This is a genomic window from Paracoccus sp. pheM1, assembly GCF_018499825.1.
In the GTDB taxonomy this organism is placed as follows: domain Bacteria; phylum Pseudomonadota; class Alphaproteobacteria; order Rhodobacterales; family Rhodobacteraceae; genus Paracoccus; species Paracoccus versutus.
In genome coordinates this window covers 59,074-83,266 of sequence record NZ_JAGXCX010000002.1, presented here as the reverse complement: position 1 = coordinate 83,266, position 24,193 = coordinate 59,074, and the positions used below count along the sequence as shown (strand labels likewise).

Genomic DNA, 24,193 nt, shown 5'->3' with positions numbered 1-24,193 from the left:
CCATGGCGGCGCGATGGGCGGCGGTGCTTTTCGGGCCGGGGTTTTGGGTCGTCACAGGAAGCCTCCGGTATCCTTGGCGCCGGTCTTGGCGATGCCGCGGCGGCGGAAATATTCGGCGATGGTCAAAAGGGCGATCGACAGCAGCACCAGCACCGTCCCCAGCGCCATGATCATCGGGATCTGCTTGGGGAAACGCAGCTGGCTGAAGATATAGGTGGGCAGCGTCGGCTCGTTCCCGGCCAGGAAGAAGGCGATGATGAATTCGTCCAGGCTGATGGTGAAACTCATCAAGAGCGACGAGATGATGCCCGGCATGACCAGCGGCAGGATCACGAGCCGGAAGGCGCTGATCCGCGTCTCGCCCAGGTCATAGGCCGCCTCCTCCAGCGAACGGTCGAGCGAGTTGAAGGCGGTGGACAGGATCACCGTGGCATAGGGCATGCAGATCAGCGTATGGCCCAGGATCACCGTCAGGATGCTCAGCTGCACGCCCAGCGACAAGAGCACCACCAGAAGCGAGATCGAGACGATGATCTCTGGCAGCACCAGCGGCAGCATGATCAGCCCCATGATCGGCCCCTTGCCCGGAAAGGCGAAGCGGGTCGAGGCGCGGGCGGCGAAGACGCCAAGGCAGGTCGCCAGGATCGAGGAACTGACGGCGATGGTCAGCGAATTGGTCAGCGCCCGGCGCAGCGAGGCATTGCCCCACATCTGCGCGAACCATTCCGTGGTGAAGCCCCGCAGCGGAAAGGCGATGATCGTGCCCGAATTGAAGGCGAAGATCGGCAGAAGCAGGATCGGCGCGTAAAGGAACAGCAGGTAGATCAGCGCATAGGCCCGCAGGCCCCCGCCCTTCATTGCCGCACCCTGAGGAAGCGGCGGTTCACGGCGATGAAGGCCAGGCTGATGACCGCGACGATCAGCATCGCCGTCACCGCCAGCGCCGAGCCCATCGGCCGGTTGTCCAGGTCCAGCATCTGCGCCTGGATCATGTTGGCGATCATCGGGATCTTGCCGCCGCCGATCAGCGCCGGGGTGACATAGTCGCCGATGGTCGGGATGAAGACGATCAGCGCCGCCGCCACCACCCCCGGCATGGCCAAGGGCAGGGTGACGCGCCAGAAGGTCATGGCGCGGCTTTCGCCCAGGTCGCGCCCGGCCTCCAGAAGCGAGCGGTCGATCTTTTCCAGCGCGATGAAGATCGGCAGGATGGCGAAGGGCGCATAGGCATGGGCCAGCGTGATGACCATGGCGTTGACGTTGTAGAGGATGAAGGTCAGCGGCTGCTCGATCAGCCCCAGCGTCTTCAGCCCCGAGTTGATGACGCCGTTATAGCCCAGGATCACCTTCCACAGGAAAACCCGGATCAGGTAGCTGGTCCAGAACGGGATGGTGATCAGGAACAGCCACATGGCCTTTTTCTGCGGCGAGACGGCGAAGGACAGGAAATAGGCCACCGGAAAGGCCAGCACCACGGTGGCCAGCGTCACCAGCGCCGCCACCCCCAGCGAACGCAGCATGATGCGGTGAAAGATCGGGTCGGCCCAGACGGTGCGATAGTTCTCCAGCGTGAATTCGCGGATCACCGTCAGGTAGCCGTCCTTGAAGAAGGAATAGGCCAGGATGGTCAGCAAGGGCGCCGCCAGCACCAGCACGGCATAGCCCAGCGGCGGCGCGATCAGGGTCAGCCCCTGAGCCGTCTGAGATCGGTTTCCTGACGCCATGCCCTGCCCTGTGAATCCCTGTCGCTTGGGGTGGCAGGTTTCCATATCCGTGCCGCGAGGAAAAGGGTTTTCCTGCGCTGCGGCAGGCCGGCTTCACGAGCCCTGGAAATGCGCCGCCACCTCGCGCCGATGCGGCTGGGCGCGATGCTCGACCAGGTAGATGCCCTGCCAGGTGCCCAGTTCCATCCGGCCGCGCGCGACGGGGATCTGCAGGCTGACGGGCAGGATCGCGGCCTTGAGATGCGCGGGCATGTCGTCCGGCCCCTCGGCGCGATGCGTCAGGTAGCGCATCGACGGATGATCGGCCGACGGCGCGATGCGGTCGAGCCAGGCCAGCAGGTCGCGCTGCACGTCCGGGTCGGCGTTCTCCTGCACCAGGAGCGAGCAGGAGGTATGGCGCACGAACAGCGTCACCACGCCCTCCTGCGCGCCGATGCCGCGCAGCCAGGCCGCCACCTCGGCGGTGAAATCATGACAGGCCGGCCCGCGAGTCGGGATGGTGAAGGTGGTGTTCAAAACAGGCGCTCCGGGGCCGACATGCCCAGAACCACAACCCCGCTGAAGGCCAGCACGACCAAAACCTGCCCGGCAAAGCGGCTCAGCAGGTGCCACCGCCACCAAGCTGCCGAATGCAGGCTGCGATCAGCGCGTTTCAGCCCGTGGTTGAACCCGCTCGCCTCAACGAGCAAAACGAGGCAGGCGGCCAAGAAAACGCTGGTGCCGATCCACATGCAGGCCTCGACCTGCGCGCGATCTGCGCTGCCCGCGGGCATGGCCAGCGACCTTGCATGCAAGGCAATCGCCAGGGTCGCCAAGACCTGCATGACCTTGCCGACAGGCGCCTTGACCAGCAATCGCCAGAACTCGCGATTGTTCAGGTCGACGCGCTCAACCCTGCAGAGCCTCGGCGGCTTGCGCCAAGGCGCCCAATCACTCCCCGCCATGGGTTTCTCCGTTGCACAAATACCCAATGAGCTACTCCGCCGCCTCGCCCGGCGCTTCCAGCGACTCGACGCCGTCATGGTCCAGCACGATCCGCTTTTGCGTGCGCGCGCCCAGGTCGCGCAGCATCTCGGCCTGGCGGATGACGTTGCCCGGCCCGCGGGTCAGCCGGTCCATGGCGGTGGCGTGGCTTTTCTGCGCCCGCTCCAGCGCGCTGCCCACATCCTCGACCGCCGAGACGAAGCCGTGCAGCTTGTCGTAAAGCTGGCCGGCGCGGGCGGCGATGGCCATGGCGTTCGACTCGCGCCGCTCGACCGTCCAGATGTGATCCACCGTGCGCAGGGTCAGCATCAGCGTGGTCGGCGTCGCCAGCCCCACCCGGCTCTCCATCGCGTGCCGCGCCAGGTCGGGATCGACGCGCAGCGCCTCGGAAAAGGCGCCCTCGACGGGGATGAACATCAGCACGTAATCGACCGAGCCCTCGTCCAGCGCCTGGTAGCCCTTGGCGGCAAGCCCGGCGACATGGGCGCGGACCGAGGCGACGTGCCGGCGCAGCGCGGCGTCGCGGGTCGGCATGTCCTCGGCATTCACCGCCTCTTCATAGGCGTTCAGCGAGACCTTGCTGTCGATCACCAGCAGCTTCTTCTGCGGCATCTTCACGATCACGTCCGGCCGCCACAGCTTGCCGTCGGTGTCGCGATGGCTCGACTGCGTGTCGTAATGCGTGCCGGCGATCAGGCCGGAATCCTCGAGGATGCGCTCCAGGATCATCTCGCCCCAGGCGCCGCGCTTCTGGCTGTCGCCTTTCAGCGCGCGGGTCAGCGCCACCGCCTCGCGCGAGATGTCCTCGGAGCGCTTGTGCAGGTATTCGATCTGCTCGCGCAGCCTTGCGCGTTCCTCGTCCGTGGCCTTGTTGCGGGCCTGAAGCTCGGTCTGGAAGCGGTGGACCTGGTCGCGAAACGGGGTCAGCAGGGCCGAAAGCTGCTCGCCATGCGCCTTTTGCATCTCGCTGCCCTGGGATTTCAGCGTCTCGTTGGCCAGCAGGCGGAACTGGCCGGTCATCTCCTCGCGCAATTCGCGCAGGGTGGCGATGTCGCGCTCGGCCGCCTCGCGGTCCTTCTGCGCCGCCAGCCGGGTTTCCGCCAGGTCGCGCTCCAGCCGCGAGACCGCCTGCCTTTCGCGATGCAGCGCATCGCTCAGCCCGTCGCGCTCCTCGACCAGCTCCTGCAGGCGCTGGGTCAGCGATTCCGCCCGCGTCTCCAGCCGGCTGACGGCCAGAAGCTGGTCGCGCAGCCCGGCCGATTCGGCATCGCAGCGCGCCTGCAACTCGGCCTCGCGCCGCCGGGCCAGCACGGCATCCGCCGCTGCCGAACGCCGCGTTCGCCACAGCGCAACAAGGCAAAGCGCCAGCACCGCCAGCGCCGCGACCAACAGCAGCCGCAGATTGCCCGCATCCGCCAGCCATGCCTGCATTTTTCCCGCCTCGCCCATCGGCCCCTGCGCCTTGTCCCAACCGCGGTTTCGCGTCGCTTGCCGGGGACTGTTCACCTTTTCCCCCCAGAATGCAAGCGCAAGGCCCCCTTCCCTCGCGCCGGTTGCATCCCTAGCTTGCCCCTGAAAACCGCAAGAGGAGATCAGGCATGGTCAAGTCCGTCGCCGTCATGGTGGGGTCGCTGCGCAAGGATTCGCTCAACCACAAGCTGATGAAGGCATTGCAGAAACTGGCCGAGGGCCGGTTGCAGTTCCACCTGCTGCATATCGGCGATCTGCCGCATTACAACGACGACCTTTGGGCCGATCCGCCCGAATCGGTGCTGCGGCTCAAGGACCGGATCGAGCATTCCGACGCGGTGCTGGCGATCACGCCGGAATACAATCGCAGCTATCCGGGCGTCATCAAGAACGCGATCGACTGGGCGACGCGCCCCTATGGCCAGAACTCGTGGAAGGGCAAGCCCGCGGCCGTCACCGGCACCTCGCCCGGCGTGATCGGCGCGGCGCTGGCGCAGGCGCGGCTGAAAAACGACCTGGTCCATGTCGGCACGGTGATGATGAGCATGCCCGAGGCCTATATCCAGTGGCACGCCGAGGCCTATGCCGCCGACGGCAGCGTCACCGACGAAAAGACCGCGAAGTTCCTGCAAGCCTATGTCGATGCCTTCGTGGACTGGATCGAAAAGCACGGCTGAGCCCGGAACGACCAAGGCCGCGCCCTGGGGCGCGGCCTTTTTCATTGATCCGGGCGGTTACTGGTCCAGGAAGGACCGCAGCTTGCGCGACCGGCTGGGATGTTTCAGCTTGCGCAGCGCCTTGGCCTCGATCTGGCGGATGCGTTCGCGGGTGACGCTGAACTGCTGGCCGACCTCTTCCAGCGTATGGTCGGTGTTCATGCCGATGCCGAAGCGCATGCGCAAAACCCGCTCCTCGCGCGGGGTCAGGCTGGCCAGCACCCGCGTCGTCGTCTCCTTCAGGTTTTCCTGAATGGCCGAGTCGAGCGGCAGGACGGCGTTCTTGTCCTCGATGAAATCGCCAAGCTGGCTGTCCTCCTCGTCCCCGATCGGGGTTTCGAGGCTGATCGGCTCCTTGGCGATCTTCATCACCTTGCGGACCTTTTCCAGCGGCATCTGCAGCTTTTCGGCCAGTTCCTCGGGCGTGGGCTCGCGGCCGATCTCGTGCAGCATCTGCCGCCCCGTGCGCACCAGCTTGTTGATCGTCTCGATCATGTGGACCGGGATGCGGATGGTCCGGGCCTGGTCGGCGATGCTTCGCGTGATTGCCTGGCGGATCCACCAGGTCGCATAGGTCGAGAACTTGTAGCCGCGGCGATACTCGAACTTGTCCACGGCCTTCATCAGGCCGATATTGCCTTCCTGAATTAGATCAAGGAATTGCAGGCCCCTGTTCGTGTATTTCTTGGCGATCGAGATCACCAGCCGCAGGTTCGCCTCGACCATTTCCTTCTTGGCCTGGCGCGATTCCTTTTCGCCGCGCTGGACTTGGCTGACGATGCGGCGGAACTCCTCGATGTCCACGCCGACATGCTGGCCGACCATGGCCATCTCGGCGCGCAGGCTTTCCACCTGGGTGCGGGATTTCTCGAACAGCGCCTGCCAGCCGCGGCCCTTGTGCTGCATCATGCGCTCGACCCAGGTCGGGTCCAGCTCGCTGCCGCGATAGGCGTCGATGAATTCGCGCCGGTTGATGCGCGCGGCATCGGCCAGCTTCACCACGTTGGAATCGATGGTGACGATGCGGCGGTTGATGCCATAGATCTGGTCGACCAGCGCCTCGATGCGGTTGTTGTGCAGGTGCAGCTCGTTCACCAGCGCGACGATGCGCGAACGCAGCTCCTGATAGGCGCTTTCCTGCGCGGCCGAGAAGGTGCCGTCCTCGTTCAGCGTCGCCGACATGCGGTTGTCCTGCATGTGCGACAGCTCTTCGTAGCCGCGGGCGATGGCCTCCAGCGTCTCCAGCACCTTGGGCTTCAGCGAGGCTTCCATCGCGGCCAGCGACAGGTTCTGGCCGTCGTCCTCGTCCTCGTCCTCCTCGCGGCCCATGGGGTTGCCGTCGGCGTCGAACTCTTCCTCCTCGCGCGCGGCACCGTTGCCTGCGGCGGGACGGGTCTCGGTCGGCAGAACCTCTTCTTCCTCGCCGTCCTCGTCCATCGAGCGGCCGAAGGTGGTCTCGAGGTCGATCACGTCGCGCAGCAGGATGTCCTCGTCCAGAAGCTCCTGGCGCCACATGGTGATGGCCTTGAAGGTCAGCGGGCTTTCGCAAAGCCCGGCGATCATGGTGTTGCGGCCGGCCTCGATGCGCTTGGCGATGGCGATCTCGCCCTCGCGCGACAGCAGCTCGACCGAGCCCATCTCGCGCAGATACATGCGCACCGGGTCGTCGGTGCGGTCCAGCTTTTCCGTCTCGGCGGTGGCGACGGTCAGCTCGCGCGAGCCCGAGCCGGTGGTGGTCAGCTCGCCGCCCGGTTCGGCCTCCTCGGCCTCCTCGTCGTTCTCGACCACGCGGATGTCCATTTCCGACAGCATGGACATGACATCCTCGATCTGGTCGGAACTGACCTGTTCGGGCGGCAGGACGGCATTGAGCTGGTCATAGGTGATGAAGCCGCGCTCGCGCCCTTCGGCGATCATGCGCTTGACCGCGGCCTGCGACATGTCCAGCGAAGGATCGTCGTCCTTGGCCTCGGGCTTCTGGTCTTCGTCGTTGGCTGCCATGCTGGCTCCCTTGAAGCGGTGATTCGCGAATCGGCGAATCGGGATCGGCTATCGGCCGGTTCTAGCGCGAATCGCCGGCGATTCAAAGCCTGCGACCCGGCGCCGGCCGGGGTGATTCGGCGCAGGCGATTCGCGCGTCGTTCAGCCGCGCGGCTTGCGCCAGATCTCGTTCTTCAGCGCCGCATCGAGGATGGCCCGATAGGCGTCGCTGTCCTCGCCCAGGTCCGACAGGTCGGCCAGCGAGGGGTGGTCGGCCTGCTGGCGGGCACGGGCGGATTGCGCCATGCGCCAGGTCAGGCCCTCGTCGGCCAGGCCCTCGATCTCGGCCTCGGCGCGGGCGATTTCCTCGCGCGCGGCGCGGCGGGCCTCGATCCGGTCCAGGGCATTGGCAAGGATGCCGGCGGCGGCATCGCCGTCATGCGGGCGCAGGATCGCCGGGGCCGCCCTCACATGGGGGTCGGCCATGATGCTTTCAAGGGCGCGCTGCCCGGCCTGGGATTGCGTGCCCGACAGCAGGTCGTGGATCAGCGCGGCGCGGTCCGCATCCTGCGGCTCCAGCCGCTCCAGCCGCGATTCGACCGGGGCGATCAGCCCCGGATGGGTGGCGCAGATCGCCAGCACCATGGCCTCGACCAGCGCCTCGGCCTGCTGCCCGTCCATGTCGGGCGAGGACAGCCGCGAGGCGCGCGTGGGCGCCGCGGGCGCGACCGGCTGGAAGCGGGCATTGCGCCCCTGCCCCTGCCAGTCGCGGGGCCAGTCGCGGGCCGGGCGCGCGGCCGCGGGCGCATCGGCGCGGCGGCGGTTGCCGAACAGCTCCCATTTCAGGTTGCGCAGCACGGCCTGGTAATGGTCGCGGGTGTCCTTGTCGGGGATCTTGGCCACCGCCTCGGCAAGCGCCTTGTCCAGCGCCGCCCGGCGCTCGGGGCTGTCGAAGATCCGCCCCTCGGTCTCGCGCCGCCACAGCAGGTCGACCAGCGGCCGCGCCTCGTCCAGCACGGCGCCCATCGCCCCTGCCCCGCGGGCGCGGATCAGGTCGTCCGGGTCCAGCCCCTGCGGCAGGAAGGCAAAGCGCAGCGCCTGCCCCGGCCCGGTCATCGGCAGGGCCAGGTCGATCAGCCGCATCGCCGCGCGCAACCCCGCCTGGTCGCCGTCGAGCGCGATCACCGGCTCGGGCGAGATGCGCCACATCAGCCGCAGCTGGTCCTCGGTGATCGCGGTGCCCAGCGGGGCCACCGCGCCCTCGAAACCCGCCCGGACCAGGGCGATCACGTCCATGTAGCCCTCGGCCACCACCAGCGGCCGGCCCTTGGCCACCGCCGCCCGCGCCGGGCCGATATTGTAGAGGTTGCGCCCCTTGTCGAAGAGCGGCGTCTCGGGACTGTTGAGGTATTTCGCCCGCGCGTTCGGGTCCATCGCCCGGCCGCCGAAGGCGATGCAGCGCCCGCGCCCGTCGCGGATCGGAAAGATGATGCGGCCGCGAAAGCGGTCGAAGGAGGCGCCGCCATCCTCGGGCTTGGCCGCCAGCCCGGCCTCGACGATCAGCGCCTCGGCGATGCCCTTGGCGCGCAGGGCGTTGTAGAGGCCCTGCCGCTGGTCGGGGGCGAAACCGATGCCGAAGGCTTCGCAGGCGGCCTCGTCCAACCCGCGCCGGGCCAGATAGGCCCGCGCCGCCTCGGCCGGGCCCATGCCCAGCTGCATGCGAAACCAGCGCACCGCCTGTTCCATGACCTCGACCAGCTCGGTGCGGCGGTCGGCGCGCTGCACCTGGCGGGGGTCGCGCTCGGGCATCGGCAGGCCGGCCTCGGCGGCCAGCAGCTCGACCGCCTCGATGAAACCCAGCCCCTCGGCCTCGCGCAGGAAGGTCAGCGCATCGCCCTTGGCGTGGCAACCGAAGCAGTAATAGAAGCCCTTCTGGTCGTCGACATGGAAGGAGGCGGTCTTTTCGCCGTGGAAGGGACAGGGCGCCCACCAGTCGCCCTTGGCCTGATTCGAGCGGCGCAGATCCCAGACCACCTTGCGCCCGATCACGCGCGACAAAGGCACGCGGGCGCGGATCTCGTCAAGGAATTGCGGCGGCAGGCTCATGCCGTCTTATATCGGATCACGCCGCCCGGTTGCAAAGGGTCATGCACCCACCGCGCCGCGCACCAATTCGCGATAGACCGCGACCACCCGCTCCTGGTCCAGCCGGCCGCCCTCGCGATACCAGTTGGTGACGCCGGTCAGCATGGCGATCAGCGCCATGGTGGCCAGCCGCGTGTCGGGCACCGCCATCGCGCCCTCGGCCTCGCCGGCGATCAGGATCGCCTCCAGCGCATCCTCGTAGCGGCGGCGCAGGGCGGCGATCTCGGCGCGGTTCTCGGGCGTCAGGTTGCGCAGCTCCATATAGGACAGGAACACCGCCTCGGGACGCTCCAGGCTGGTCTGGATGTGAAAGCGCAGGAACGCCTCGAGCCGGTCGAGCGCGGGCCGGGCCGGATCGTCGCGCCAGGCGGCCAGCAGCTCTTCCATATGCACCCGCAGCAGGTCGGCCAGCAGCGCCTGCTTGTCGGCGGTATAGCTGTAGAGCGTGCCGACCTGCACGCCGACCTCGGCCGCGATCTGGCGCATCGAGACCGCGGCATAGCCGTGGCGCGCAAACAGCCTGCGCGCGGCGCCGCGGACCAGCGGTCCGGTGATCTCTGCCTTCGAGCCCTGGGTTCTTGCCATGCCGCCTTCTAGGCGGCCAGCCGCGCCAAGAAAAGAGCACATCTTGCCCTCGCCGCCCCGGCAGGCCTATGGTCCGGCACATGAATTTTCAGGGGAACGGCATGGGGCGGATCTGGGGCGCGCTGGCGCTGGCAAGCCTTGCCGCATGCGGCGACATGGTAGGCGACTATCCCGAGCTGATGCCGACCGACCGGCTGCTGGCCGAGCCGGCCCTGCCCGGCCATGCCACCGATGCCGGCCGCGACCCCGCGGCGGCGGGCAACGCGCTGGATGCGCGCGGCCGCTCCCTTGCCGCCCGCGCCGGCGCCGCGCCCGCCGCGGGCGACGCCGCATTGCAGCGCCGCGCCGAGGCCCTGCGCGCCCGCGCCAAGGCGCTGTCGCAGCAATCCCCGGCCGAGGACTGCCCCGAGGGCAGCCCCGATTGCCCGCCGAACTGAGGAGAAGCCCATGCCGGTCATCACCTGCATCGACGACCTGAAGGCGATCTATCGCCGACGCGTGCCGCGCATGTTCTACGACTATTGCGAAAGCGGCAGCTATACCGAGGGCACCTTCCGCGACAATTGCAGCGATTTCCAGCGCATCAAGCTGCGCCAGCGCGTCGCGGTGGACATGACCGGGCGCACCACCGAAAGCACGATGGCCGGGCAAAGGGTCGCCATGCCGGTGGCGCTGGCCCCGGTCGGCATGACCGGCATGCAATGCGCCGATGGCGAGATCAAGGCGGCGCGGGCGGCGAAAGCCTTTGGCGTGCCCTTCACGCTTTCGACCATGTCGATCTGCTCGATCGAGGACGTGGCCCAGGCGACCCAGGCGCCGTTCTGGTTCCAGCTTTACGTCATGCGCGACCAGGAATTCCTGGAGGCGATCATCGAGCGGGCCCGGCGCGCCAATTGCTCGGCGCTGGTGCTGACGCTGGACCTGCAGATCCTGGGCCAGCGCCACAAGGATCTGAAGAACGGGCTGTCCGCCCCGCCGCGGCTGACCCTGCCGGTGCTGCTGGACCTGGCGACGAAATGGCGCTGGGGCATCGAGATGCTGCAGACCAGGCGCCGCTTCTTCGGCAATATCGTCGGCCATGCCAAGGGGGTGGGCGATCCCTCGTCGCTGGTCGCCTGGACGGCCGAGCAGTTCGACCCGCAGCTCGACTGGGGCAAGATCGCCCGCATCCGCGACCTCTGGGGCGGCAAGCTGATCCTCAAGGGCATCAACGACCCCGAGGACGCCCGCATGGCGGCGGATTTCGGCGCCGATGCGATCATCGTCAGCAACCACGGCGGCCGGCAGCTGGACGGCGCGGTCAGTTCCATCCGCATGCTGCCCGAGATCGTCAAGGCGGTGGGCGACCGGGTCGAGATCCATCTCGACAGCGGCATCCGCTCGGGCCAGGACGTGCTGAAGGCGTTGGCCATGGGAGCGCATGCCACCCATATCGGCCGCGCCTTCATCTATGGGCTGGGCGCCATGGGCGAGGCTGGCGTGACCCGCGCGCTGGAGGTGATCCAGAAGGAGCTGGACATCACCATGGCACTCTGCGGCGAGCGGGACGTCAAGAACCTCGGCCGCCACAACCTGCTGGTGCCGCAGGACTTCCTGCAGCCCTGGGGCTAGGGTGCCGGGTTAGAATGTCGGGCTAGAATGTCAGGCTAGGGCGCGGGATCGGGCCGGGGCCGTTCGCCCCGCCCACGCTTCCTGTCCTTGCCGAAGCCGGGGATCGGCAGCCGGCCCAGCAGCAGCGCGGCCAGCGTCGGCAGGCCGAGCGCGAACAGCATCAGCTCGCCCAGATGCTCGAAACCCAGCGAGCGGGCCAGATGCAGCGCCATCACATGCATGAAATAGATCATGGCCGAGATCGGATCGAGCCGGATCGGCGGCTGCGGCATGGCCGTGCCCAGCACCGCCACGAACAGGGCCGGCGCCGCGACGTAAGAGCTGATCGGGATGTCCAGCATCACCTGGTCGCTGCGCCAGGCCTGCACCAGCCAGGCCTCGGCCATCAGCAGCCCGGCCCCGGCGGCGGTGGCGGCCAGCACCAGCCAGCGCGGCGGCAGCCCCGCCATCCCCAGCCGCGCCATGCGCCGGCCGCAGAGATAGCCGATGGCCACGAAGGGAAAGCACATGAAGAGGCCGTTCGAGAATTTCTTGACGCCGATAGGCGCGATCCCCGACAGGGCGACATATTGCAGCACCAGCCCGGTCGCGGCGCAGACCGCCGCGGCCGCCAGCAGGATGCGGTATTCGTAGGCCGGCGCCAGCGCGCGGGCGATGCCGCGCAGCAGCAGGATCACCGCCCCGGCGACCAGGATGCCGGCCATGAACCACAGGTGGAAATAGCCCCAGGCCAGGGTCTTGAGCAGCGAGACCAGCCCATGCACCTCGTTCAGCCAGAAGGGCAGATAGACCGCCATCCAGAACAGGTAGAGCGCCGCCACGCGGGCCAGCCATTTGTTGCCCTTGTCGCGCGCCACCGCAGAATAGAGGAAATAGCCCGCCACGATGCAGAAGGCCGGCACCATGACCCGCATCAGACCGTTGCCGATCATGAACAGCCTGGGCGTCATGTGCGACTGCAGCCAGTAGGTATGGGCAAAGGCAACCAGGACCGCCAATCCCAGCTTGAGATAGTCCAGCGAATGAATACGATGCAACGCGAAAACCCCGGCCCCGTGTGCTGCAATGCTCTGCAACCGCGAGGGCCATCTGACAAGCTTTTTTCCCCTCGCATGCAAGTGTTTTTTCGCTTCACATCCATCTGACGTCGCGCTATAGGCCCGCATTCGGCCATGCACCCTTGGAGGATGGCCGCGAACCGTCAACAAAGGAATACCATCATGGCCAAAGAGATCCCGGATCTGGTGGCCGAGGCACGCGCGGGGACAGGCAAGGGGGCCGCCCGCCAAGCTCGCCGCGAAGGCAAGGTGCCCGGCATCGTTTATGGCGACGGCAAGGAGCCGCAGCCGATCCAAATCGAGTTCAACTCGCTGCTGACCAAGCTGCGCGCCGGTCGCTTCATGTCCACGCTGTGGAACCTGAAGATCGACGGCCAGGACGACGTGCGCGTCGTCTGCCGCGGCGTCCAGCGCGACGTGGTCAAGGATCTGCCGACGCATATCGACTTCATGCGCCTGCACCGCAACACCCGCGTGAACCTGTTCATCCACGTGAACTTCGAAAACCAGGAAGCCGCCCCCGGCCTCAAGCGCGGCGGCACGCTGGTCGTGGTGCGCCCCGAGGTCGAACTGGTCGTGACCGCCTCGGACATCCCCGAGCAGATCACCGTGGACCTGACCGGCAAGCAGATCGGCGACACCATCCACATCAACGACGTGGTGCTGCCCGCCGGCGTGAAGCCGACCATCGACCGCAACTTCGTCATCGCCAACATCGCGGCGCCCTCGGGCCTGCGTTCGGCCGACAACGAGGAAGCCGCCGCTGCCGAAGGCGAGGCCACCGAGGCCTGATCGCAGGCCCAGGCAAGGCGAATCACATCGGGCGGCACCCCTGCGGGCGCCGCCCTTTCTCTTGCCGTCATGGCCCGCGGTTGCTAGGAGATCGCGCCTGACGCGAAGGGGAAAACCATGGAACCGATCCATATCATCGGCGCCGGCCTTGCCGGGTCCGAGGCCGCCTGGCAGATCGCCCGCGCCGGCGTGCCGGTGGTGCTGCACGAGATGCGGCCCCAGGTCGCGACCTTCGCCCACCGCACCGGCGATTGCGCCGAGATGGTCTGCTCGAACAGCTTCCGCTCGGACGACGACCGCATGAACGCCGTGGGCCAGCTGCATTGGGAGATGCGGGCGGCGGGCGGGCTGATCATGGCCATGGCCGACCGCCACCGCCTGCCGGCCGGCGGCGCGCTGGCCGTGGACCGCGACGCCTTCTCGCAGGCGGTGACGCAGGCGCTGCAGGCCGAGCCGCTGGTCAGCTTCCAGCCCGGCGAGATCCGCAGCCTGCCCTCCAAGGGGCGCTGGATCGTCGCCACCGGCCCGCTGACCTCGGACGCGCTCGGCCAGTCGATCCGCGACCTGACCGGCGAGGGCTCGCTGGCCTTCTTCGACGCCATCGCCCCCATCGTCCATGCCGAGAGCATCGACATGTCGATCTGCTGGCGCCAAAGCCGCTACGACAAGGGCGAGACCGAAGAAGAGCGCACCGCCTATATCAACTGCCCGATGACGCGCGCGGATTACGAGGATTTCATCGACGCCCTGCTGGCGGCCGACAAGACCGAGTTCCACGAGGGGGAAACGGCCGGCTATTTCGACGGCTGCCTGCCGATCGAGGTCATGGCCGAGCGCGGCCGCGAGACCCTGCGCCACGGCCCGATGAAGCCGGTCGGCCTGACCAATGCGCATAACCCGGCGGAAAAGCCCCATGCCGTGGTGCAGCTGCGCCGCGACAACGCGCTGGGGACGCTCTACAATATCGTCGGCTTCCAGACCAAGATGAAATATGGCGCGCAAGTGGATGTTTTCCGGCGTATTCCCGGATTGCAGAACGCGAGTTTCGCCCGTCTGGGCGGCATCCATCGCAACAGTTTCCTGAATTCGCCGCGGCTGATCGACGACCGGCTGCGGCTGCGCGCGCATCCGAACCTGCGCTTTGCCGGCCAGGTGACGGGGGTCGAGGGCTATGTCGAAAGCGCCGCCATGGGCCTGCTCGCCGGGCGCATGGCCGCGGCCGAGGCGCTGGGGCGCGACCTGCCGCCGCCGCCCGCGACCAGTTCCATGGGCGCGCTGGTCAACCACATCACCGGCGGCGCGGATGCCAGGACCTTCCAGCCAATGAACGTCAATTTCGGCCTCTACCCGCCGCTCGACGCCATGCGCGGCGGCCGCAAGGGGGCGCAAGGACCGCTACCCGGCCTATACCGACCGGGCAAAAGCCGATTTCAATGAATGGCTTGCGGGGCAGAGTTGAACCGGACGCGGTTCGCCCCCTCGCCGACCGGCCCCCTGCATCTGGGCCATGCCTTCGCGGCGCTGACCGCCGCGCGGCTGGCCGATCCCGGCCAGTTCCTGCTGCGGATCGAGGATCGACCAATCCCGCTGCCGCCCGGAATACGAGGCGCTGATCGCGCAGGATCTGCACTGGCTGGGCCTCGACTGGCCGCAGCCGGTCATGCGCCAGTCCGAACGCCTGCCCGCCTATCAGGCGGCGCTCGACCGGCTGGCGGCGCTTGGCCTGACCTATCCCTGCCGCTGCCGCCGCGCCGACATCCGCGCGGCGCTTTCCGCCCCGCAAGAGGGCGCGGCGCAGGCCATCGGCCCGGACGGCCCGGTCTATCCCGGCACCTGCCGCCACCGCCCCATGGCGGATGCCGGGCCGGACGACGCCATCCGCCTGGACGCCGCCCGCGCGTTCCGGCACCTCGGCCTCGACGAGATCGCCTTCCTGGACGAGAATGTCGCCCCCGACCTGCCGCACCGGCTGTCGGCGCAGGATTTCATCGCCGGCATCGGCGATGTGGTTCTGGCGCGGCGCGGCATGGGCACCAGCTATCACCTTTCGGTGGTGGTGGACGATGCCGCCCAAGGCATCACCCTGGTCACGCGCGGGAAAGATCTTCTGGATTCAACATGGATCCATGTGCTTCTTCAGAATCTGCTGGAGCTTCCGACGCCGCGCTATCACCACCACCGGCTGATCCGCGACGACCAGGGCAAGCGGCTGGCCAAGCGCGACGACGCCCGCGCGCTGAAGCTGTTCCGCGACGAAGGCACCAGCGCCGACGAGATCCGCCGCCGGCTAGGCTTCTGACGGCTCCATGATGACGACCTCCGCCCCCTCGCGGATGGCGGTGTAAAAGCAGCTGCGCCGGTTGGTGTGGCAGGCCGGCCCATGCTGGTCCACCAGCAGCAGCAGGCAGTCGCGGTCGCAATCCACCCGCAACTCCACCAGCTTCTGCACATGGCCCGAACTCTCGCCCTTGACCCAGAAGCCCTGGCGCGAGCGCGACCAATAGGTGACGCGTCCCGTCTCCAGCGTCCGCTGCACGGCCTCGGCATTCATCCAGGCCATCATCAGCACCTCGCCGCTCCGATGATCCTGCGCGATGGCGGGAATCAGGCCCTTCGCGTCATATTTCAGGCTGGCGGGGTCGAACATCGGCTTTCCTTTCGGCTGCACCGTCCCTATCTAGACCGGGCGGCAGCAAGGGAAAAGACCATGTCCGACAGCGACCTGATGCAGCTCTATTCCCGGCGCATCCTGGCGCTGGCCTCGGACATCCCGCATCTGGGCAAGCTTGACCATGCGACAGGCAGCGCCCATCGCCGTTCGCCGCAATGCGGCTCGTCGGTGACGGCACATGTGACGATGCAGGACGGCCGCATCGCCGATTTCGCGCAAGAGGTGCGGGCCTGCGCCCTGGGCCAGGCCTCGGCCGGGGTGCTGGGCCGCACCGCGCTCGGCCGCACGCGGGCCGAGATCGCGCAGGCCCGCGACGAATTGCAGGCCATGCTGAAATCCGGCGGCCCCGCCCCCGCCGCCCCCTTCGAGGAACTCGAGGCGCTGCTGCCCGCCCGCGAATTCCCGAACCGCCACGCCTCGATCCTGCTGGCCTGGGAGGCGCTCCTGGGCGCCATCGACGCCTCGGCCTGACCGGCTTCTTCGTTCCCCAAATACCCCCGCCGGAGGCGCGCCACGCCCGGCTTCTTCGTTCCCCCAATACTCCCGCCGGAGGCGATAAAAAAGAAAGCCGGCCCGCAGGGGACCGGCAGTTGCGCGCAGGATCGTCCGGGGAAAGGGACCGGCCCCAGGCGAAGGGCCGTCGATTGCGCGGGGCAGTAGGGATCAGGCTGCCAGGATCGAAGGCAGCGAAAACAGGATGATCGCCGTCACCGAGATCGCGACGGTGCCGAGCAGGTCAGAGAGGGATTCGCGGGTCATGAGGTCTCTCCACGGTTCGTTTATGGTTTGTTCTCACGAGTCGGGAACAAAGTAAAGAACTTTTTAAGAACATCCTGCGAACATCTATCCGGCGGTGATCAGGCGGATGGCGCGGTCCTGTTCCATCAGCCACAGAAGCAGCCGCACGGCCTGGCCGCGCTCGCTCTCCATCGCAGGGTCGCGCTCCAGGAAGCTCTGCGCATCCTTGCGCGCCAGGGCCATCAGCCCGGCCTGGCGTTCCAGGTCGGCGATGCGGAATCGCGGCAAGCCGGATTGCGCCGTGCCGATCACGTCGCCGGCGCCGCGCATGGCCAGGTCTTCCTCGGCGATGCGGAAACCGTCCTCGGTCTCGCGCAGGATCGTCAGCCGCCGCCGCCCGGTTTCCGACAGCGGCTCGTGATACATCAGCAGGCAGCTCGACGCGCCCGAACCGCGCCCGACCCGGCCGCGCAGCTGGTGCAATTGCGCCAGGCCGAAGCTTTCGGCGCGCTCGATCACCATGATCGTCGCCTCGGGCACGTCCACGCCGACCTCGATCACCGTGGTCGCGACCAGGATGCGCGCCCGCCCGGCGGCGAAATCGGCCATGGCGGCATCGCGTTCCTCGGCCGGCATCTGGCCATGCACCATCCGCACCTGCGCGCCGAATCGCGCCCGCAGCTCCTGGAAGCGCGCCTCGGCCGCGGTCAGGTCCACCGCCTCGCTTTCCTCGACCAGCGGGCAGACCCAATAGGCCCGCGCCCCACCCTCGAGCGCGCGGGCCAGATGCGCCACCACCTCGGCCATGCGGGCGTCCGAGATCACCGTGGTGCGGATCGGCTGCCGCCCCGCGGGCTTTTCGTCCAGCACCGACAGGTCCATGTCGCCGAATTGCGCCAGCGCCAGCGAACGCGGGATCGGCGTCGCCGTCATCACCAGCATGTCGGGCGGCTGGTGCCCGCCCTTGGCGCCCAGTTCCATGCGCTGGTTGACGCCGAAGCGATGCTGCTCGTCGACGATGGCCAGCCGCAGGTCGTGGAACTCGACCGATTTCTGGATCACCGCATGGGTGCCGACCAGGATGTCGATGCGGCCCTCGGCCAGGTCGGCCAGGATATTGGCGCGCGCATCGCCCTTGTCGCGGCCGGTCAGCGCCTCGAGCCGGATGCCGGCCAGCCGCGCGAGCGGCTCCAGCGCGCGGAAATGCTGGCGCGCCAGGATCTCGGTCGGGGCCATCAGCACGCCCTGCCCGCCCGCCTCGACCGCGACCAGCAGCGCAAGGAAGGCGACCAGCGTCTTGCCGGCGCCGACATCGCCTTGCAGCAGCCGGTTCATCCGCCGCGGCGCGGCCATGTCACCGGCGATCTCCTCGACCGCGCGGGCCTGCGCCCCGGTCGGCGGCCAGGGCAGCCCGGCCAGCACCTTGGCGCGCAGATGGCCGTCGCCCTGCGTGGACAGCCCCGCCTGCCGCCGCCGGTCGCGCCGCAACAGCGCCAGCGTCATCTGATGCGCGAACAGCTCGTCATAGGCCAGCCGCGCGCGCGCCGGATCGGTCGACGACAGGCCCGCCGGCCCCTGGGGCGCATGGGCGCGGGCCAGCGCCTCGGCCCAGGCCGGCCAGCCCTCGCGCGCCAGGACCGAGGCGTCGATCCACTCGCCCGCCTGCGGCAGCCGCGCCATCGCGGCCCCCACCGCCTTTTGCACCACCCCCTGGGTCAGCCGGCCCGAGAGCGGATAGACCGGCTCGAATTCCGGCGGCGGGGCCACACCCTCGGCGCCGATATGGTCGGGATGCACCATCTGCGCCACGCCGTCGAACAGCTCGACCTTGCCGGACACCAGCCGCCGCGCGCCCAGGGGCAGCTGGCTTTCGATCCAGTCCTTGCGCGGATGGAAGAAGACCAGCAGCAGGTCGGCGCTGCCGTCCGAGCAAAGCACCCGCCAGGGCCGGCCCTTGGCCGTGGGCGGGCTGTGGCGCTGCACGGTGACGGCCACGGTGACGATCTCGGGCGGGCGGGCCTCGACCAGCCGGGCGATCGGGCGGCGGCGGATGCCGGAATGCGGCAGGGTCAGGACCAGGTCGCGCAGCCGGGTCACGCCCATCTGGGCAAAGGATTCGGCCGCGCGCGGGCCGACGCCGGGCAGGGTCTCGACGCCCGCGAACAGCGGGAACAGCGCCGGGGGCCGGCCCGTCACCCCTGGGCGATCGCCAGCCATTCGTCCTCGTCGATGACCTTGATGCCAAGCTCGGCCGCCTTCTTCGCCTTCGACCCCGCGCCCGGCCCGGCGATCAGCAGGTCGGTCTTGGCCGAGACCGAGCCCGCGACATGGGCGCCAAGCGCCTCGGCCCGCGCCTTGGCCTCGGCTCGCGTCATCTTTTCCAGCGTGCCGGTAAAGACCAGCGTCTTGCCGGTGATGGCGCTGTCGGTGGCGCGCGCCTCGGGCGGCAGCACGGTCAGATGCGCGACCAGCCGGTCGATCGCCGCCCGCTCGCGCTCATTGGCAAAGGCGTCCGAAAGCGACATGGCCAGCACCGGGCCGATGCCGTCGGCGGCGATCAGCCCGGCCCAGGCATTCGCCGCATCGGCCGGCAGGTCGGCCTGCGCCAAGGCGGCGGCGCGCGCCTCCGCGGGGCGGGCGCGACGGCCCTCGGCCTGCGCCGCCTCGCGTTCGGCCTGGACCGCCTCCTCGGCGGCGCGATGGGCGATGGCGGCCGGGCGCGCGGTGTCGAGCGCCGCCTCCAGCGCCTGCCAGTTGCCGTAATGGCGGGCCAGATCCTGCGCCGCGACCTCGCCGACATGGCGGATGCCGAGCGCGAACAAGAGCCGCGCCAGCGGGATCTCGCGGCGCTTCTGGATGGCCTGGAACAGGCTCGCGGCGCTTTTCTCGCCCCAGCCCTCGCGATTCTTCAGCTGCCGGGGCTGGCCGGGGCCATAGCGGTCCTCCAGGGTAAAGATGTCGGCCGGCTCGGCGATCCAGCCGTCGCGGAACAGCTCCTCGACCAGCTTGGCGCCCAGCCCCTCGATGTCGAAGGCGGCACGCGAGACGAAATGGCGCAGCTTCTCCACCGCCTGGGCCGGGCAGATCAGCCCGCCGGTGCAGCGGCGGACCGAATCGCCCTCTTCCCGGATCGCGGGCGAGCCGCATTCCGGGCAGGTGGCCGGAAAGGCATAGGGCGCGGCCTCGGGCGGGCGCTTGGCCAGGTCCACGTCCGCGACCTTGGGGATCACGTCGCCGGCGCGATAGACCTCGACCCAGTCGCCGATGCGGATGTCCTTGCCGCCGCGGATCTCGCTGCCGTCGGCGCCGCGGCCGGCGATGTAATCCTCGTTATGCAGGGTGGCGTTCGAGACGACGACCCCGCCCACCGTCACCGGATGCAGCCGCGCCACCGGGCTCAGCGCGCCGGTGCGGCCGACCTGGATGTCGATGGCTTCCAGCCGGGTCCAGGCGCGCTCGGCCGGGAACTTGTGCGCGAGCGCCCATCGCGGCGTGGTCGAGCGCATGCCCAGCCGCGCCTGATAGCCAAGGTCGTTCACCTTGTAGACCACGCCGTCGATGTCATAGCCCAAGGTCGCGCGCATCTGCTCGATCTCGGCCCAGGCGGCCAGCATGTCCTGGACCGAGGCGCAGATCCGGGTCAGCGGATTGGTCTGGAAGCCGAAATCCTGCATCCGCCGCACCGCCTCCATCTGCGTGCGGGCAAAGGGCGCGCTGACCTCGCCCCAGGCATAGGCAAAGAAGCGCAGGGGCCGCGATGCCGTCACCGCAGGGTCGAGCTGGCGCAGCGAGCCCGCCGCCGCATTGCGCGGGTTGGCAAAGACCCGGCCGCTGTCGGACTGGTTCAGCTTTTCGAAATCCGCATGCGACATGTAGACTTCGCCGCGGATCTCCAGCACGTCGGGCCAGTCGTCGCCGGCAAGCTGGCCGGGAATGTCGGCGATGGTGCGGGCGTTGGCGGTCACGTTCTCGCCCACCGCCCCGTCGCCGCGGGTCGCGGCCTGGACCAGCCGCCCGCCTTCGTAGCGCAGCGACAGCGACAGCCCGTCGATCTTGGGCTCGGCGGTGATCTCCAGCGCCGCGCCGGGGGCGAGGTTCAGGAATGAGCGCACCCGCTGCACGAAGGCTTCGACATCGCCCTGGGTGAAGCCGTTCTCCAGCGACAGCATCGGCAGGCGATGCGGGATCTTGGCAAAGCGCGTATCGGGCGCGGCGCCGACCTGCTCGGTCGGGCTGCCGGGATGGGCCAGCTGGGGAAAGCGCGCCTCGATCTCTTCCAGCCGGCGCTTGCAGGCGTCGTATTCGGCATCGCTGATGAAGGGCGCATCTTCCTGGTAATAGGCCAGGTTCGCCCGCGCCACCTCGTCGCTCAGCCGGGCGTGCTCGGCCTCGGCGGCCTCGGCGTCCAGGCTGGAGACGGGCGGCAGGGCCGCAGCCGGCGCTGCCGGCTCCCCCGCCGGAACCGCCCGATCCTCGTCATCTCCGGCCATCTGCCCTCCGCCTTCTGTCGGCCTTGCGGGCCGTGATCTGCGCAGCAGGTGATACCGGGGCGAAGGCCGGGTTGTCCAGCGCCCGGCCCCGCGGTCTTCCGCGACCCCGAAGCCCCGCCGGGCTCAGGCGCGCAGGGCCATGCGTTCGGGGTTCTGCGTCTCGGAGGCCGGGTCGCGCAGGACATAGCCCCTGCCCCAGACCGTCTCGATATGGCTTTCGCCGTTCATCGCCGCCGCCAGCTTCTTGCGCAGCTTGCAGACGAAGACGTCGATGATCTTCAGCTCGGGCTCGTCCATGCCGCCGTAAAGATGGTTCAGGAACGTATGGAAAGCCCAACGGAATCAATGCCAACGGCTGAAATATCGGGCGGGACAAACCGGGACCGAATCGGGAATCTTGAAACGCCCCACCACAGAGGAAAGACCCCATGAGCACCTGCGCGAGATGCAACGAGCCGCTGCGCGATTGCCGGTGCCCCGAGCCGGGCAGCGAGGCAGATCACTATGGCCGCGTCTGGCGGCACTGCGAGGAAGGCTTGACCATGACCAAGGCCAGCATGGCGAGGTTCATGATGTTCTGCCTCGCGAACCGTATCGAGATTGGCGCCGTCTATGCGTTCGACCCGAGGTTTCGCGGATCGCAGGTTATCGCGGCGATTCGCATCAACCCCGACCAGATCGAGGCATTCGAGCGGGAGACAGGCGGCAAGCTGCGCCGGCCCCCTCGGCTCGTGCTGAACTGACCCCCGGGAGAGGACCGAATGACCAGATCCGCCGCCAACAGGGACGCTGATCGGATGGCCCGAGCCAAGAAGGTGAGAGGCGAAGAGCATTGGCAGCCCGCAAAGGCTTCACCGGTCGGGCTGCTGGTCTTGGACGGCGAGAAGTTCGAGACGCGCTGGGGCGCGATCAAGGCGGCTCGCAACATCCTTCGGAAGGAGAGGACATGAGCGACGAACTGAAACCCTGCCCGTTCTGCGGCTCGGGTGACATTCGCCCGGCTGGCGCAAAGCCACACCATTACCACCGATGCCACGGCTGCGGTTGTGAGGGTCCGGTGTTTTTCACGACACCAGAAGCCGCCGCAGAGGCATGGAACACTCGCCCCCAGCCCCCGGAGGACGCACGATGAGTGAGATTGACTGGCACGCCATCTACCCCAACCCACTCGATGCCGAATGCTGCCACGGGTATTACGATGGCAGACGGCCTGACAGCCCTGAGCCGTCCAGCAACCGCCACCCTGCCTATATCCATGGCTTCCGCAATGGCCGGGACGATGCGGGGATCACACGGCGACACGAAACCGCGCAGCAAAGGCGTGAAGCATGGGCAATGATCGTGGCTATGTGTTCGGAGGATGCGCGATGAGTGACGATCTGATTGCCGAGGCCCTGACAGAGCACTGGGGGCCACGTTGTAAGACAAAAGACACGGACGATTTCCCTGATCTTGCCGGAGCAACACAAGGCCGATGCGCGTGCTGCTTGGCTTGGGAACAGTATGACCGCCTCCGCGCCGAGGTGGAGAGGCTGACCGCCGCCCTAGCCGACGAGCGGGCGCATGCGGACGCGATGGCAGAGGCGTTGAAAGAGATAGCAGACTTGCCGGCCGGCAATGCACATGCTGTAGGCACAGCAAAGCGGGCGCGCCACATTGCCATCTGCGCCCGGCGTCAGGGGTGACAGCCGGCCTCAAGCTGGTCCAGCAGCCGCAGCCCGGCCCGCTGGCTGTTGGCCCCGCCGTCCTCGATCAGCGCCTCTGCCAGCGCCGTCCTCGACGCCTCGGTGCCGTCACAGATCGCGGTCTGGCTTACCGGCGTGCCGGCGCAGGCGGTCAGCCACAGCAGCGTCGTCCAGATCATCAGTCGATACATCGTCCATCCTCCTGCGCGTCTCACGATAAGCCGCATCCTCTCGCGCCTGTGCGTCCGCCCTACCCCGCGCCCGGCCGCGCAGGAACGCAGCCACGGCGGCGGCGATGGCCCCGAGGATGGTGATGAGCCACGCGGTCACTTCTTCCCCCAGCGCCAGAACACCAGCGCATTCAGCACCCCTGCCCCGGCAAGCGCGATTGCAGCCTGTTCCAGGTCTATGGTGAACGTGCCGGCCTCGGGATCGAACGTGCCGATTCCGAGCGAGGACAGGGCGATTGCCAGCGTGTAGAGCGCCATGCGCAGATAGACGGGGTTCATGCTTTTCCTCCGAACATGGACTTGAAAAGCGCCAGAAGCGCGGCGATGAAACCGGACGGCGCCGCAGGCTCGGTGGCGTTCGGCGTCGTCGCCTTCGACATGGCGATTGCCTTCTCTCGCACGCTTTCCACGCGCCGCGTCCAGCCCTTGCCGTAGCGGCTCCACGTCTTGAGCGTCCGCAGCCACGCCAGCCGCGCACCTGTGGCCCGGTCAATCACCGCCTCGGGATGCGCCGCTTTTGCCGCCGCCAAGGTCTGCGGGCCGATCTTGCCGTCAGCGGGGGCACCAAGGGCCGATTGGAGCCACTTCGCCCCGCGTGAGACGCCGCTGTTGACCGCCGCGTCAAAGGCAACCAGATCCAGCCCGGCTGGGAGGTCGTCGCCGCGCACCGGGTTCCAGTAATCGCGTCGGTAGATTTCGGCGGCGCGGGCGCGGGTCATGCCCTTGATGTTCTCGTTCGGGTATGAGCGCTTGCTGATGCCCATGTTCGTTTCCCCGCCGGGGTCGTGGGGGTCGTTCACATATCCGCCTTCATGGCGCAGCACTTCCGCTAAGCAGCGGTCGAAATTGCTTTTCATGTCGTCCTCGCGGGTTGCAGCGCCTTCCAGCGGCGATGGATTTTTTCGCAATGGCTCGGCTCGCCGAATGCGATATCCGCGCAGAACATGAACACCGCGCGCCACCGGCTGGGCGGCTGGCGGTAGACGCGGCTGCACAGCGGTTCAGACGCACTGCCGCACAGGGCGCGGTTGATCAGGAGAGAGGCGGCCCACCAGCGGGTCATGGCGCGCTCCGTTCAAGCTTGGCCTCGATCTTCCGCACGCTGTCGAGGATCAGCAGCAGCCGCTCATCAGCGCGGCCGGCGTTGATTTCCAAGGTTCTGACACGCTCGCTGATCTGCGCGATGTTCGCGGAGTTCTCGCTGATCCGTGTCTCATGGGTGGCGATCTTCTGGTCCTGACCACCGAACCAGAACGCAGCGCCGCCGAACGTGACCATGGGGCTTACGAATGCGAGCGCCGCCGCGATCATGGA

26 protein-coding genes and 3 pseudogenes are annotated in these 24,193 nt (G+C 68.2%); 11 read left to right on the top strand and 18 right to left on the bottom strand.

Translation table 11 applies throughout. The annotated features are described in order from the left end of the window. Nucleotides 1-51: 51 nt before the first annotated feature. The 5 genes from KF941_RS14510 to rmuC all read right to left on the bottom strand — a co-directional run bounded on the left by KF941_RS14510 (nt 52) and on the right by rmuC (nt 4,139). Complete coding sequence (locus tag KF941_RS14510; protein ID WP_036754613.1) at nt 52-858, bottom strand: ABC transporter permease; 807 nt, start codon at nt 856-858, stop codon at nt 52-54. After that, on the bottom strand, nt 855-1,724 hold the full coding sequence (locus tag KF941_RS14505) for an ABC transporter permease (RefSeq protein ID WP_036754616.1): 870 nt from the start codon (nt 1,722-1,724) through the stop codon (nt 855-857). Before KF941_RS14505 ends, KF941_RS14510 begins: the two co-directional genes overlap by 4 nt. Nucleotides 1,725-1,817: 93 nt before the next feature. Next, complete coding sequence (locus KF941_RS14500; RefSeq protein WP_072463531.1) at nt 1,818-2,240, bottom strand: secondary thiamine-phosphate synthase enzyme YjbQ; 423 nt, start codon at nt 2,238-2,240, stop codon at nt 1,818-1,820. Beyond that, nucleotides 2,237-2,668 carry a hypothetical protein gene (locus KF941_RS14495; protein WP_214273783.1) on the bottom strand — a complete coding sequence of 144 codons (432 nt, stop codon included), beginning with the start codon at nt 2,666-2,668 and terminating at the stop codon, nt 2,237-2,239. The genes KF941_RS14500 and KF941_RS14495 overlap by 4 nt, the downstream gene beginning before the upstream one ends. Nucleotides 2,669-2,699: 31 nt before the next feature. Continuing rightward, the gene (gene rmuC / locus KF941_RS14490; RefSeq protein WP_240540432.1) at nt 2,700-4,139 is read right to left on the bottom strand and encodes a DNA recombination protein RmuC; all 1,440 of its coding nucleotides are present in this window, start codon (nt 4,137-4,139) and stop codon (nt 2,700-2,702) included. 167 nt (nt 4,140-4,306) lie between these two features. Here rmuC and KF941_RS14485 point away from each other — a divergent pair, with 167 nt between their 5' ends. Further along, complete coding sequence (locus KF941_RS14485; protein WP_036754628.1) at nt 4,307-4,855, top strand: NAD(P)H-dependent oxidoreductase; 549 nt, start codon at nt 4,307-4,309, stop codon at nt 4,853-4,855. Between the two features lie 57 nt (nt 4,856-4,912). Here KF941_RS14485 and rpoD read toward each other — a convergent pair whose 3' ends face one another. From rpoD to KF941_RS14470, 3 genes are all read right to left on the bottom strand, one after another. Next, on the bottom strand, nt 4,913-6,895 hold the full coding sequence (gene rpoD, locus KF941_RS14480; protein ID WP_036754631.1) for an RNA polymerase sigma factor RpoD: 1,983 nt from the start codon (nt 6,893-6,895) through the stop codon (nt 4,913-4,915). A gap of 141 nt (nt 6,896-7,036) precedes the next feature. Continuing rightward, complete coding sequence (gene dnaG / locus KF941_RS14475) at nt 7,037-8,980, bottom strand: DNA primase (RefSeq protein ID WP_214273782.1); 1,944 nt, start codon at nt 8,978-8,980, stop codon at nt 7,037-7,039. Nucleotides 8,981-9,019: 39 nt separating this feature from the next. Further along, complete coding sequence (locus KF941_RS14470) at nt 9,020-9,604, bottom strand: TetR/AcrR family transcriptional regulator (RefSeq protein WP_072463537.1); 585 nt, start codon at nt 9,602-9,604, stop codon at nt 9,020-9,022. 101 nt (nt 9,605-9,705) lie between these two features. Between KF941_RS14470 and KF941_RS14465 the strand changes: the two genes are divergently transcribed. Next, nucleotides 9,706-10,041 carry a hypothetical protein gene (locus KF941_RS14465; RefSeq protein ID WP_214273781.1) on the top strand — a complete coding sequence of 112 codons (336 nt, stop codon included), beginning with the start codon at nt 9,706-9,708 and terminating at the stop codon, nt 10,039-10,041. Nucleotides 10,042-10,051: 10 nt separating this feature from the next. Continuing rightward, nucleotides 10,052-11,215: an alpha-hydroxy acid oxidase gene (locus tag KF941_RS14460; protein WP_214273780.1), complete on the top strand. Its 1,164-nt coding sequence runs from the start codon at nt 10,052-10,054 to the stop codon at nt 11,213-11,215. A gap of 35 nt (nt 11,216-11,250) precedes the next feature. Here KF941_RS14460 and KF941_RS14455 read toward each other — a convergent pair whose 3' ends face one another. Continuing rightward, nucleotides 11,251-12,252: an acyltransferase family protein gene (locus tag KF941_RS14455; protein WP_240540431.1), complete on the bottom strand. Its 1,002-nt coding sequence runs from the start codon at nt 12,250-12,252 to the stop codon at nt 11,251-11,253. A 183-nt stretch (nt 12,253-12,435) separates the two neighbouring features. On the opposite strand from KF941_RS14455, the gene KF941_RS14450 reads away from it, so the two are divergent. The 3 genes and pseudogenes from KF941_RS14450 (at nt 12,436) to gluQRS (ending at nt 15,364) form a co-directional block, all read left to right on the top strand. Further along, on the top strand, nt 12,436-13,065 hold the full coding sequence (locus KF941_RS14450; RefSeq protein ID WP_036754782.1) for a 50S ribosomal protein L25/general stress protein Ctc: 630 nt from the start codon (nt 12,436-12,438) through the stop codon (nt 13,063-13,065). 117 nt (nt 13,066-13,182) lie between these two features. Beyond that, nucleotides 13,183-14,524 (top strand): annotated as a pseudogene (gene trmFO, locus KF941_RS14445) (methylenetetrahydrofolate--tRNA-(uracil(54)-C(5))-methyltransferase (FADH(2)-oxidizing) TrmFO). Then, nucleotides 14,503-15,364 (top strand): annotated as a pseudogene (gene gluQRS, locus KF941_RS14440) (tRNA glutamyl-Q(34) synthetase GluQRS). Before trmFO ends, gluQRS begins: the two co-directional pseudogenes overlap by 22 nt. Here gluQRS and hisI read toward each other — a convergent pair. Continuing rightward, entirely contained in the window at nt 15,353-15,712 is a 360-nt protein-coding gene (gene hisI, locus KF941_RS14435; protein WP_072463542.1) for a phosphoribosyl-AMP cyclohydrolase, read from the bottom strand. The pseudogene gluQRS and the gene hisI sit on opposite strands and share 12 nt — an antisense overlap. A 60-nt stretch (nt 15,713-15,772) precedes the next feature. Here hisI and KF941_RS14430 point away from each other — a divergent pair, with 60 nt between their 5' ends. Next, entirely contained in the window at nt 15,773-16,207 is a 435-nt protein-coding gene (locus tag KF941_RS14430; RefSeq protein WP_214273779.1) for an iron-sulfur cluster assembly scaffold protein, read from the top strand. A gap of 372 nt (nt 16,208-16,579) precedes the next feature. On the opposite strand, the gene recG is transcribed toward KF941_RS14430, so the two are convergent. The 3 genes and pseudogenes from recG to KF941_RS14415 all read right to left on the bottom strand — a co-directional run. After that, nucleotides 16,580-18,691, bottom strand: a complete 2,112-nt coding sequence (recG, locus tag KF941_RS14425; protein ID WP_214273778.1) for an ATP-dependent DNA helicase RecG — start codon at nt 18,689-18,691, stop codon at nt 16,580-16,582. Continuing rightward, on the bottom strand, nt 18,667-20,964 hold the full coding sequence (ligA, locus tag KF941_RS14420; protein WP_214273777.1) for an NAD-dependent DNA ligase LigA: 2,298 nt from the start codon (nt 20,962-20,964) through the stop codon (nt 18,667-18,669). The genes recG and ligA overlap by 25 nt, the downstream gene beginning before the upstream one ends. Nucleotides 20,965-21,087: 123 nt before the next feature. Further along, nucleotides 21,088-21,285: pseudogene (locus KF941_RS14415) on the bottom strand (helix-turn-helix domain-containing protein); the annotation flags it as partial. Nucleotides 21,286-21,392: 107 nt separating this feature from the next. Here KF941_RS14415 and KF941_RS14410 point away from each other — a divergent pair. The 4 genes from KF941_RS14410 (at nt 21,393) to KF941_RS14390 (ending at nt 22,649) form a co-directional block, all read left to right on the top strand. Continuing rightward, nucleotides 21,393-21,707: a hypothetical protein gene (locus tag KF941_RS14410; RefSeq protein ID WP_214273776.1), complete on the top strand. Its 315-nt coding sequence runs from the start codon at nt 21,393-21,395 to the stop codon at nt 21,705-21,707. Nucleotides 21,708-21,725: 18 nt separating this feature from the next. Next, complete coding sequence (locus KF941_RS14405) at nt 21,726-21,914, top strand: hypothetical protein (protein WP_214273775.1); 189 nt, start codon at nt 21,726-21,728, stop codon at nt 21,912-21,914. Nucleotides 21,915-22,092: 178 nt separating this feature from the next. Continuing rightward, nucleotides 22,093-22,335, top strand: a complete 243-nt coding sequence (locus KF941_RS14395) for a hypothetical protein (protein WP_214273773.1) — start codon at nt 22,093-22,095, stop codon at nt 22,333-22,335. Then, on the top strand, nt 22,332-22,649 hold the full coding sequence (locus KF941_RS14390; protein WP_214273772.1) for a hypothetical protein: 318 nt from the start codon (nt 22,332-22,334) through the stop codon (nt 22,647-22,649). Before KF941_RS14395 ends, KF941_RS14390 begins: the two co-directional genes overlap by 4 nt. On the opposite strand, the gene KF941_RS14385 is transcribed toward KF941_RS14390, so the two are convergent. The 5 genes from KF941_RS14385 to KF941_RS14365 all read right to left on the bottom strand — a co-directional run bounded on the left by KF941_RS14385 (nt 22,640) and on the right by KF941_RS14365 (nt 24,190). After that, nucleotides 22,640-22,840, bottom strand: a complete 201-nt coding sequence (locus KF941_RS14385) for a hypothetical protein (RefSeq protein WP_214273771.1) — start codon at nt 22,838-22,840, stop codon at nt 22,640-22,642. The genes KF941_RS14390 and KF941_RS14385 overlap by 10 nt on opposite strands. 135 nt (nt 22,841-22,975) lie before the next feature. After that, nucleotides 22,976-23,158 (bottom strand): hypothetical protein, encoded by a 183-nt coding sequence (locus tag KF941_RS14380; protein ID WP_024844647.1) that lies wholly within the window; start codon nt 23,156-23,158, stop codon nt 22,976-22,978. Continuing rightward, nucleotides 23,155-23,736, bottom strand: a complete 582-nt coding sequence (locus KF941_RS14375) for a glycosyl hydrolase 108 family protein (RefSeq protein ID WP_214273770.1) — start codon at nt 23,734-23,736, stop codon at nt 23,155-23,157. The genes KF941_RS14380 and KF941_RS14375 overlap by 4 nt, the downstream gene beginning before the upstream one ends. Further along, nucleotides 23,733-23,942 (bottom strand): hypothetical protein, encoded by a 210-nt coding sequence (locus KF941_RS14370; RefSeq protein ID WP_214273769.1) that lies wholly within the window; start codon nt 23,940-23,942, stop codon nt 23,733-23,735. Before KF941_RS14370 ends, KF941_RS14375 begins: the two co-directional genes overlap by 4 nt. Next, the gene (locus KF941_RS14365) at nt 23,939-24,190 is read right to left on the bottom strand and encodes a hypothetical protein (RefSeq protein WP_147304468.1); all 252 of its coding nucleotides are present in this window, start codon (nt 24,188-24,190) and stop codon (nt 23,939-23,941) included. Before KF941_RS14365 ends, KF941_RS14370 begins: the two co-directional genes overlap by 4 nt. Nucleotides 24,191-24,193 lie beyond the last annotated feature (3 nt).